This is a genomic window from Streptomyces sp. BE303, assembly GCF_036290945.1.
Lineage (GTDB): Bacteria > Actinomycetota > Actinomycetes > Streptomycetales > Streptomycetaceae > Kitasatospora.
Genome location: NZ_JAQYWZ010000852.1, coordinates 1 through 9,505 on the forward strand (window position 1 = coordinate 1; position 9,505 = coordinate 9,505).

At 71.7% G+C, this 9,505-nt stretch carries 6 protein-coding genes; 2 read left to right on the forward strand and 4 right to left on the reverse strand.

Annotated features, from left to right (window positions below):
• Window positions 1-125: 125 nt before the first annotated feature.
• The 3 genes from PUR56_RS30115 to PUR56_RS30125 all read right to left on the reverse strand — a co-directional run bounded on the left by PUR56_RS30115 (window position 126) and on the right by PUR56_RS30125 (window position 3,956).
• A complete protein-coding gene (locus tag PUR56_RS30115) occupies window positions 126-1,709 on the reverse strand; it encodes a transposase (protein ID WP_329951271.1) in 1,584 nt (527 codons plus the stop codon).
• Window positions 1,706-2,485, reverse strand: a complete 780-nt coding sequence (locus PUR56_RS30120; RefSeq protein WP_329951272.1) for a TnsA-like heteromeric transposase endonuclease subunit — start codon at window positions 2,483-2,485, stop codon at window positions 1,706-1,708. The genes PUR56_RS30115 and PUR56_RS30120 overlap by 4 nt, the downstream gene beginning before the upstream one ends.
• A 247-nt stretch (window positions 2,486-2,732) precedes the next feature.
• Complete coding sequence (locus PUR56_RS30125; RefSeq protein WP_443034589.1) at window positions 2,733-3,956, reverse strand: DNA-binding protein; 1,224 nt, start codon at window positions 3,954-3,956, stop codon at window positions 2,733-2,735.
• 362 nt (window positions 3,957-4,318) lie between these two features.
• Here PUR56_RS30125 and tap point away from each other — a divergent pair, with 362 nt between their 5' ends.
• Window positions 4,319-6,856 carry a telomere-associated protein Tap gene (tap, locus tag PUR56_RS30130; protein ID WP_329951274.1) on the forward strand — a complete coding sequence of 846 codons (2,538 nt, stop codon included), beginning with the start codon at window positions 4,319-4,321 and terminating at the stop codon, window positions 6,854-6,856.
• Between the two features lie 86 nt (window positions 6,857-6,942).
• Entirely contained in the window at window positions 6,943-7,491 is a 549-nt protein-coding gene (gene tpg / locus PUR56_RS30135) for a telomere-protecting terminal protein Tpg (protein ID WP_329951275.1), read from the forward strand.
• Between the two features lie 399 nt (window positions 7,492-7,890).
• Here tpg and PUR56_RS30140 read toward each other — a convergent pair whose 3' ends face one another.
• Window positions 7,891-9,303 carry an ATP-dependent nuclease gene (locus PUR56_RS30140; protein WP_329951276.1) on the reverse strand — a complete coding sequence of 471 codons (1,413 nt, stop codon included), beginning with the start codon at window positions 9,301-9,303 and terminating at the stop codon, window positions 7,891-7,893.
• Between the last annotated feature and the right edge of the window lie 202 nt (window positions 9,304-9,505).

Here is a 9,505-nt window from a genome sequence, read left to right on the forward strand (position 1 = left end):
CTGCACGAACTCCTCGGCATGCCCACCGACGAGGCGTCCGTCAACATCACCCGCAGCCGCCTCGGACGCCTCACTCGCCAAGGCTTCCTCACCCAACCCGGACGAGGCCGCTACCAGAAACGGACTTAACGTCCACTCAGAACGGTGCTGTCGTAGGTGCGGTAGTCGAAGCGGATGCCGTAGTCGTTGACGGGCTGCCAGCGCACCGGCAGCAGTTCGATGTGGTCCTCCCACGCCAGGGGCAGCGGGACGTAGCCGGCGATGCCCACCAGAGCACCCCACATCTCGATGGGCGACAGCGACAGATGCGGCAGCAGCGGGTGCCGCAGCGCGGTGTGCTTGCGCGCGTGCCACCCGGACACCAGCCACTCGTCGAAGAGTTCCTGCAACTGCGGCAGCGTCCACCGGGCCTCGTCCTTCACCCTGCGCCCGCGCTCGGCGGCGCTGGACCCGGTATAGCCGGCGACGTACTGGCAGAACCGGTGATTGATCGACCTGAACGTCCGCTCCACCGCACCCTTCGCCGGTCCGTTCGCGGGCGGGACCGGCTGCAGCGAGACTCCCAGACTCTCGCACGCGCCCAGGAACGAGGACGACACGAACACCGCGCCCTGGTCCACGACCACCGTCTCCGGCACGATCACCGGCCGCGCCGCCGCCCCCTTGAACCGCTCGTCCAGACTCAGCAGCCGCTCGTAGGGAACCACCGAGCGCTGCAACGCCAAGGCGGCGTCCCAGCCCGGCCGCATCCGCGTCGGCGCGACCATCTCCGCCAGCAGGACCGCCGCGTCCACCGAACCGGTACCCGGCGGCCGCAGCACCGCCGCACACACCGACCGCGTCGCCACATCGAGAGCGATCGTCAACTCCGGACGGCCCGTCACCCCGTCCGCCAGCACCGCCAGGACATCCAACGGGGTGCTGTCCATCATCACCAGCTCACCGGGCCGCAGCGCCACCGTCGGCCTGAACGGCGCCGCCGGCCGTGAGCCGTGCGAGCGCCGCTGCGCCGCGCTGCCCAGCAGTCCCTGGCCATCGGCCAGCACGTGCACCAGCCGGTTGAACGTCGACGCCGGCGGCACAGCCACCACCCCGGGACCGTGCACCTCCTCCAGGTGCCAGCGGACCTGGTCGCGCAACCGCGTCAGCGTGCCCGTCGACCGATCCCGCTGCCGCCCCAGCACCGCCATCACACCCTCCACGACCCGCTGATCGGCCCGCCCCACCGCAGACGCCGGGCGTGTGGTGCGCCGGTCCACCAACCCCCACACCCCCTGGTCCCGGTACCGCGCCCGCATCCGGCGCACCGTCGTCACGCTCGTCGCCGCCCCGGCCGCCGTCAGCTCCGCAGCCTTGGCCCTCTCGCGCTGCGCCAACGTGGTCACCTCCGGGTCGTACACCGCCCGCGGCACCCCGCCGGGGACGGCTGCGCCCGACTCGACTTCCCGCACGTGCCGCTCCCAGGCCAAGGCCTGCTGACGGACGTGGTCGGGAAGCGTGTCCAGGAGCCCGGCCGCCGCCATCTTGACCTGGAGCGGGCCGCCGATGACCTCGAATTGGGGATCGGCCAGCAGGTGGGACAGCAGCACCGTGGAGATGGCACCCGCCTCCCCGAGGAGGCGTGCGCGGGCGCCTTCGAGCGCGGCGAGCGTCCAGGCGCGGCCGTCCCACCGCACCTGGTCTCCCACGGCGAGCGCGGTGCCGCTCATCCTGCGGCCCCGGTTGCCGTCGTGGTGGCCACGGTCCGCTCGTGCAGCGGCTGGTCCAGTGGAGCGCTGAGCACCCCGCTCCACAGTGCGTGGAAGACCACCGGCCATGCCGCGATGGGCTCCCCGAGCCGCCGTACACCCTCGATGAGCGGGAGCGGCTGAGCGAAGAGGCCGGCGACCCGCCCCGTCGGGGTGCTGCCGCTATGGCGCGGATGCCGGTAGCCCGACAGCCACCGCACGTTGGCCGCGAGCACCGGGTCAGGGGGCCGCGCGATGCGGTAGTGCCAACCGACGGCCCGGGCCGCGGCAGCCATCGCAGCGGCATGGTCGGCTAGGCGGGCGGGGACGCCCTCGCCACCCGCACAGTCGACCAGCAGGCCGCTGCCGTCCCGCAGTCGTGCCATCAGGTGCGGGGCATGCACGGCAACGGTCTCGTCCTCTCCTAGCCACGCCAGCTCCACCGGGCTGCAGGCCAGCGCGACCACTTGTGGATCGTGGTCCAGCAGCATGATCTGGGTGCGCATCGCGCCGAAGCCGTAGTGCACTAGGCGCCCGGTCGACGCGGACCACCACCACCCCGGAGCGATCCGACGCCCGCGTTGCACGGGGAAGGTTCGCACCGACGCCAACTCCTCCAACGCGACCCCGTGCGCGGCCCGGGTCCAGGGCATGCGTTCGAGCTCGGTACCTGCGCCGACGATCCGCGCCTCGACCCGGTCGGAGCCCGGATCACGTCCGCCCGCGAGCACCGTCGCATCCTCACCTGCCGCATCCATCCTCCAGATGTCCCACAGGCCGCAGCCTCATAGCCCGGAACCCCCGTATCACTGACAACGCCCCTGACCATGCGCTAAGGAATTCGACCACCGCTCGCCGGGGAGTTCGCCAACTCGGAGGCAGCGGGCCTGTACGGTCAACCGGCTCGACAGACCCTGCAGGGGAGCGACCCGGAACACACCGGGCCCCGGTCCAGGAGCATGCACCGGTGACTTCCCCCGTCGAGGACTGGCCTCTCCCGCGTCGTCACCCGTATTGCTCCTCGAGGTTGTCGCGGTGGTCGTCGATGTTCTGTCGGAGGTTCTCTGCGGGGATGTGGGTCCAGGTGCTGAGCTGGTCGAGGGGGATGCCTGCGGTCTGCGTCGCGCTGGCGATGCCGATGCTGGCCTCGGTCAGGGTGCCGATGGCCTTGTCGAGGGTGTCCAGCAGCTGTTGGGTGGTTGCGGCGAGTGGTGCGGTGTCGTCGAGGTCCAGCTGCGCCAGGAGGCCGGAGGCGTCGCGGAGCCTGTCCTTGATCCAGGTGCGTTCAGGGCGGGGGACTGCGGCACGCCAGCTGATGGTGCCCTCGGCCCGCTGGGCCAGGGTCCGCAGCTGCGCCGTCACGGAGACCGGTTGGTCCTCACGCTTGACCCACCACGGGTCCAGGAACCGCTCACCGCTCTGGCCGGCGCCGCGGCGCCGGCGCACGAGTGCTCCCCACCAGGCGGTGAGCGCGCTGATGTCGGGGACCGCGCCGACCTCACCGAGCCAGGGGCGGGCGAGCCTGCGGCCGAGCTCCTGGCACAGCGCCCCGTCGGGCGGGAAGGGACGGATCCGCTCGCCGCCGCTGTCGGTCCACACCAACTCGGCCACCACCGGGTCCACCAGCGCCCCGGCGACCGCGACGACCTCGGGGAACGTCGCGGCCTCCCGGGCCACCGCCCGCCACCACCAGAACTCGGGCCCCGCATCCCCGCCGGCCAGGCGATGCAGCCGGGCCGGCCAGATCCGCTCCTGCTCCCACCCCAGCGCCTGATCCCACCACTGGCACACCACCGCCCGCGCCACCGCGAACACCGCCGCCGCCTCCACCCCGCCACGCTGCGCCCGGCGGACCACTCCCACCCATTGCCGCTGCGCCTCGGCGATCTCCGGCAGGCCACGCACATCCAGAAACTCCAGGCCGTGGTCGGCGTCCGCGTCCAGCAGCCACCGTCCGTGCCGCACGCACACCCGCTCCCAGCGGGGCGCGTACCGCACCACCCGCACCGGCGCCCCGGTTCGCCGCGCCGCGCACGACCGGCATCCGAACGCCGTCGGCCCCACCGCCGCGCCGGCCACCCGCCACACCGCCCGCGGACCGTCCGCACCCGCCGCTGCGGCCAGCTTCTCGTCGTCCACGCCCCACGCCGGCAGTGCCCGCTCCAGCACCTCCTCCGGCACCCCGCACAACCCGGCCAGGGCTCGCCGCCCGGCCGTGTCCAGCAGCATCTCGGCATCCGCCCGTCCCGCACCGCTCTCATGCCGAGGGCGCTGCCCCTTCCACTGCCAGGTCGTCAGCAGAGCCGCAGAGTTGAGGCCGTAGCGGGCAGCGACCCGGTCAAGAAGCGAGAGGGTCGTCTCCCCGGCGAGAGGAGACACACGGAAGATCCCGGAAACCATGGCCCCTAGCCTCTCGAAGAGCCGCAGGTCCTGAAGGCAGTTCCTTCCTCTTCTTCCTCTCGCGTCCTGTGACTGGACCTCTCTCGTCGGCGGGGCAGTGCCGTGTGCCTCCGGCCGGGGTGGCGTGACTCAAATGTGCGATCCAGAAGTTACTTTCACGCTAGGGTGGGTGATGGAAGGGGAGGTGCTGCATGAGTGACGACCTGTTCGCGGCGATCGACGCGCTGCTGGAGCGGCCGAGGTCGGCGGACGACCTGCCGGTGCCCGCCGAGCGGGAGCGCCTGCGCAAGGCGGCCCAGTACACCCAGGAAGACCTGGCGAAGGCCCTGAAAACCCGCCGGGAGACGATCGTGCGCTGGGAGGCCGGGGCCACCGACCCGCGCCCGCCCAAGCGCGAGGTCTACATCGCCTTCCTGGCGACGCTGGCGCTCCAGCACGGCACGGTGGAGCCCACCGAGTGGCTGCACCGCGCCCAGGCCGCCGGCCTCGTGCGAGCCGCCCGCAAAGCCGCGCCCCTTCCGGATACGGCCGAGGCCCCGGCATCGGCCGACACTACGCGGGAGACACCGGCTCCGGTGGCCGTTGCCGCTCCGGCAGCGCCGGTGTCGAAGACGGCCACCGCCCCGGTGTCCGAGCCGCCGGCCCCCACAGCGCAGCTGGTGATGCTGGACCAGAACCCGGACGGCTCGCTGCTGATGGCCGCGCCCGCGCCGTGCGTACAGTGCGGGCAGCCGTCGGTCTACCGTGCGCAGGGTCGTCCGATGCACCTGGGCGGGTTCTGCCGCCCCGCCGCCGCGGCCGCCGCCGTGCAGCACGCACCCCCCGCCCCCGCGGCACCCGCTGCCACGGCCGCTGCCGTGCAGGCTCCGGCCGCCGTGGTGGCGCCGGTTGCGGCTCCCCGCCAGGCCGCCCCCGCCCCTGCTGCTGCTCCTGCGGCTGGGCCTGCGCGCCGTACCGGATCGTCGCGTCCCGCTGCCTCGTCCCGGGCGCGGAAGGCCCCGGCGAAGACGGCCACGGCGGCAGCTGAGGGTCCGTCGGACTGGGAGGCGGCTGCGGCGGCGCGGTTCCCGTCCGGGCCGCTCGCGGTGCTCGATGTCGCCCCTTCGGGCAAGGGCCTGGTGGCCTACCTCGCCGACGGCACCCAGGCACCCACCGCCCCGGCGGGCCGCACGCTGGCCGCTGTCGTGGAGTGGGCGCTGGAGCAGAGGTTCGGCTCGCCGCGGCTGCACCGGCACGGCAAGGACGGTGACGCCCTGGTCGTCCTCACCGACGCCGCCCTCGCCGAGCTCGGCCTGCCCCCGCTCGGGCGGGACGAGAAGACCGAGTATGTCCAACGCCTGGGCCAGCTCCCGAAGACCCACAAGGCGGTCAAGGCCGTCGAGAAGGCCGGCTGGCTGCTCACCCAGCGAGGCCTCGGCCCGTGGGCCCGGATCTACCGCACCCCCGAGGACGGCCGCCGCCAGTGCGTCCAACTGTGCATCCCCGGCTGGGGCGCGCTGGCCTCCGGCGGCTGGACCATCCTCGACAACCTCACAGCCCCGGACCTGGCCCGCCTGCTCGGCACCTACGCGAAGCGGGTCCTGACCCCGCGCGGCTCCACCGCCGTGAGCGGCCTGGAGCTCGTCACCGCGCTGCGCCCGCCGACCCGCGCGGTGCGCACCGAGTCCGGCTGGACGTCCGGCCCGGTGGAGGGCTCCCGCCCGAAGGACGCCTTCGATCCGGCCCCGTCGGAGGTCCCGGAGATGCATCCGCTCGCCCAAGACCGCGAGACGGGCGCCGCGCTGGTCACCGAGGCGTGGGACTGGCACCGCGAGCTGACCGACACCGAGAAGGCCGCACCGTTCGCGGTCGGCCTCGATGTGAACATGGCCTTCCTCGCCGCCGCGGGCCGCCTGGTGCTGCCCCTCTCGGGCCCCGTGCACGAACTGAACCCGGTCTTCGACCCGAAGACCCCCGGGTCGTGGCTGGTGGACCTGTCCGGCGTCGACACGAACCCGCTGCTCCCCTCGCCGTTCACCGCAGACGGCTCCCGGCCGACGGGGCCAGCCTGGTACTCCACGGCGAAGGTCGCCTACGCGGTGGAGCTCGGCGCCGCCGTGCAGCCCACCGAGGGCTGGTTGCGGCACGAGAGTGGCCCCTACCTGGACCCGTGGCACAAGCACCTGCGCCAGGCCTACGTCGCCACGATGGCGGCGCTCGGTGTCCCGCTCACCCTCGCCGACAGCGACCCGGTCGCATTCCTGGACGCCATGGCCGCCATCAAAACCGGTGACCCGGCCGAGGTCGCGGTGCTGACTGCCATCAAGCAGACCGCGAAGGGCACGATCGGCAAGATGCGCGAGCGCCCCCGCGGGCACGGCTACCGCCCCGGCCAACGCTGGCCGGCCCTGGAGCGCCCCACCTGGGACCCACTGATGCGCGCCCTGGTCATCGACACCGCCACCGTCAACTTCCATCGCAAACTCCGCAAAATGGCCGCCCAGACCGGCCTCCACTGCTTCGCCGTCCTCTCCGACTGCGCCGTCTTCGCCGCCCCCGGCCCCGGCGCCCTCGACATCCTCACCTGCCCCGACCACACCCTCACCACCGCGCTGCGCCTGGGTGTCAGCCCGGGGATGGTGAAGTTCGAGGGCTCCAGGCCGATGGCCGAGATCGTCGAGCTGATCGCCGACGGCGCGAACCCGGCCCGGCACATCAAGACCGGCGGAGCCGTCTCCGCCGACGAGTAGCCGTCCCCTGGGCTGCCCGCCTCGGCGGGCAGCCCGCCAGACCCCAGAGAGCACCCCGTTGAGGGGGTGCCAGGAAGGACACCGCCGTGGGGGAGATCGACGAGGGTCTGGAGCGCGCCGAGCGCACCCGGCCCATCCCGCAGTCGCTGGGAGCCCGGATGAGGTTCCTGCTCAAGGGTGCCAAGGGCTCTACCAAGGCTCTCGCCGCCGAACTCGGCGTCTCCCAGCGAACCGTCCAGCGCTGGGTCAAGGGCGCTTCCACCCCCAAGCCCCAGGCCGCTGCGAAGGTCGAGCAGCACGTCCGCTCGAAGTGGCAGCCCCGCGTCAAGGACCGCGTCCGCAAGAACGCCGAGCGCAACGGCTTCGTCCTGCACGTCCAGGCTCAGTTCGGCTACACCTCCGCGGCAGGATCCACGGACGATCCCCGCCTGCGGACCATCACCCAGAAGCTGCCAGGTGAGGTGGCCCACCGCCTCTACGCCGCCCGCGACGCCGGCGCGAGCCAGACCCAGCAGGAGCACCTGCTTGCCCAGGCCCTCCAGGAGCACTACTTCAAGGACGGTGGGCGCCGAGCCTCCGGCCTGACCGCTGAGATCAACGGCATGAACTGGGCCGACTTCGAGGTCGACGGTTAGCCCGTCGCCCGTCCCGCCCGCACAGCGCCGAGGGGCGCGCCCCCGAAAGCCAGGCCCACGAGAGACAGGAAGGAATGTCGTAGCTGTGGAGGGCCGCATTGCTGACCGGCGGCTGTGGGCGGGCCGACGGGCCAGTCCTGCCGCGCGTGGTGTCAGTGGCAGGGGGAAGAATACGAGGTGTTGCGAGAGGAGTGAACATGCCCGACAAGGGTTCTGACCTGCGCATACCTTCGCCCAGTGGCTGTCGCTGGTGCGGCGTGGACGAGCGTGAGCATATGCAGCGCTGGAAGCCCCCAGTGGGCTGGCACACCTGGCAGCCGCCCACGCTTGACCAACGAAAGGAGCGGATGCGGGCGCGGCGCTCGCGCAGGCAGTCGGGTGGCGCCGCGTCGTGCGCGGCTAATCCGCTAGCGTCCTGAGCTGGGAGAAGATCGTTCGCAGCTGCTCCGGAACGTCTGCGGGGTCGGTCAGGGCCATGGACAGTTCGTACATCATCTCCGGCTTTCCGCCCGGCCCGTCGGGGCTGCCGGCCTGCAGCATCTGCTGCACATCGGAACTGAACTTCCCCTGTCCGCGCAGCGCGGCGAAGTCGCCGTCCGCCCATGCCTGATCCGGGTCCGACCTGGGCCAGATCCGGTTGGCCACACGCGCCCACACCTCATCCTTGAAGATCTCCTCCAGCTCGTTGAACTTCTCCGCCTCCGGGGCGTCGTCCGCAGGCTCCCCGAGGAACTTCACATGCTTCGAGGCGCTGCTTCCGAAGAACTGGGTCAACTTGGCGGGCTTGAAGATGCTCTTGGACACGTTCCGGCTGTCGGCGTCGACCACCAGCATCACAGTGCGGCTCCGTGTGATCAGGTACTGGGCGAGGTGCAGAGCGCCTTCGTTGTTGGAGCAGGACCACAGGGCGACACCGGCAGCCTGCAAGGTGAGTCCCTCGCACAGCCGGAACAGCAGGGGAAAGGCGCGCTGCTCGGTTTCACCCTCGACAGCGAGGAAGCAACGCTCATGCAGCAGAACGGAGTTGCGGAGGCCGACAGCGGCTGCGAGCTTGCCGAGGTAGTCGTCGATCGCGTCACCGACTATCCCGGCTCCGAGCCGCTCCACGACGGTGCGGTGATTGTCGAGCTTCAGGTGGACGACGTCGCTGATGTCGACGCCGTCGATGAGGTTCATGGAGTGGGTAGCGACCAGGACGCTGACGCGGGGGAGCGCGCTCTGCTCCCGGATCAGGGCCATGACCTTCCGCTGGTGTCCGTAGTCGAGGTGGGTGTCGGGCTCGTCGTACACGACGATGGTCTGCACCGGGCCCGGCTGCGCGGGCTCGTCGGATTCCGGGGCCTGCGGTGCGGTGTTCTCCTCATCGGCGAGTAGCTTGCTGGTCCACTCCCACACGGCCAGCGACACGCGGCGGTTGCGTCCCAGACCCGAGCGCTCCAGGCCCACGGCCTCGCCGGCGGCCTGCGAGATGCGCAGCGGCGCCCCGCGAAAACCGTGCTGGAAGGAGACCTCGGGCGCCACGGTCACCTCGGAGAGGTCGGGGCAGCGAGACTGGATGTGCTTGCACAGCGATTCCGCGTCGACCCGCAGCCGGTCCTTGACCTCCTCCTCCACGATGCTCAACTTCTCCTTGACGTCGGAGTCGGCCACGTGGCTCTGGAAGCGCTCCGTCAATGCGGCCTTGACGGCATCGTCGGGGCGGGCGGCCTTGCCGTCGAACGGGAGGTACCTGGGCATGCGCTTGGACAGCCCGGCCGGCGCCGGGAGCCAGGCGTGCCGGGTGGCATGGGCGCGGGCGTACGCACGGAGCACTGTGAGAAGGTCTGCCTTCAGCGTGCTGGCGGGGCTGAGTCCGAATTCCCCGACCAGAGTCTTCAGTGGACGTTAAGTCCGCTTTCTCTCGGTTCATGATCGCTCGTTCGTGTGAACGTCGGCCGTACTGGCGTGCCAGTCGGGGTTCGGGTGATGTTCTGCGGCGCATGGACAGACGGGCGTATCCGAGCGACTTATCGGA

Coding starts and splice junctions, on each gene's coding strand:
- PUR56_RS30115 (WP_329951271.1), bottom strand. CDS start 1,709: ATGAGCGGCACCGCGCTCGCCGTGGGAGACCAGGTGCGGTGGGACGGC.
- tap (WP_329951274.1), top strand. CDS start 4,319: ATGAGTGACGACCTGTTCGCGGCGATCGACGCGCTGCTGGAGCGGCCG.
- PUR56_RS30125 (WP_443034589.1), bottom strand. CDS start 3,956: ATGCTGCTGGACACGGCCGGGCGGCGAGCCCTGGCCGGGTTGTGCGGG.
- PUR56_RS30120 (WP_329951272.1), bottom strand. CDS start 2,485: ATGGATGCGGCAGGTGAGGATGCGACGGTGCTCGCGGGCGGACGTGAT.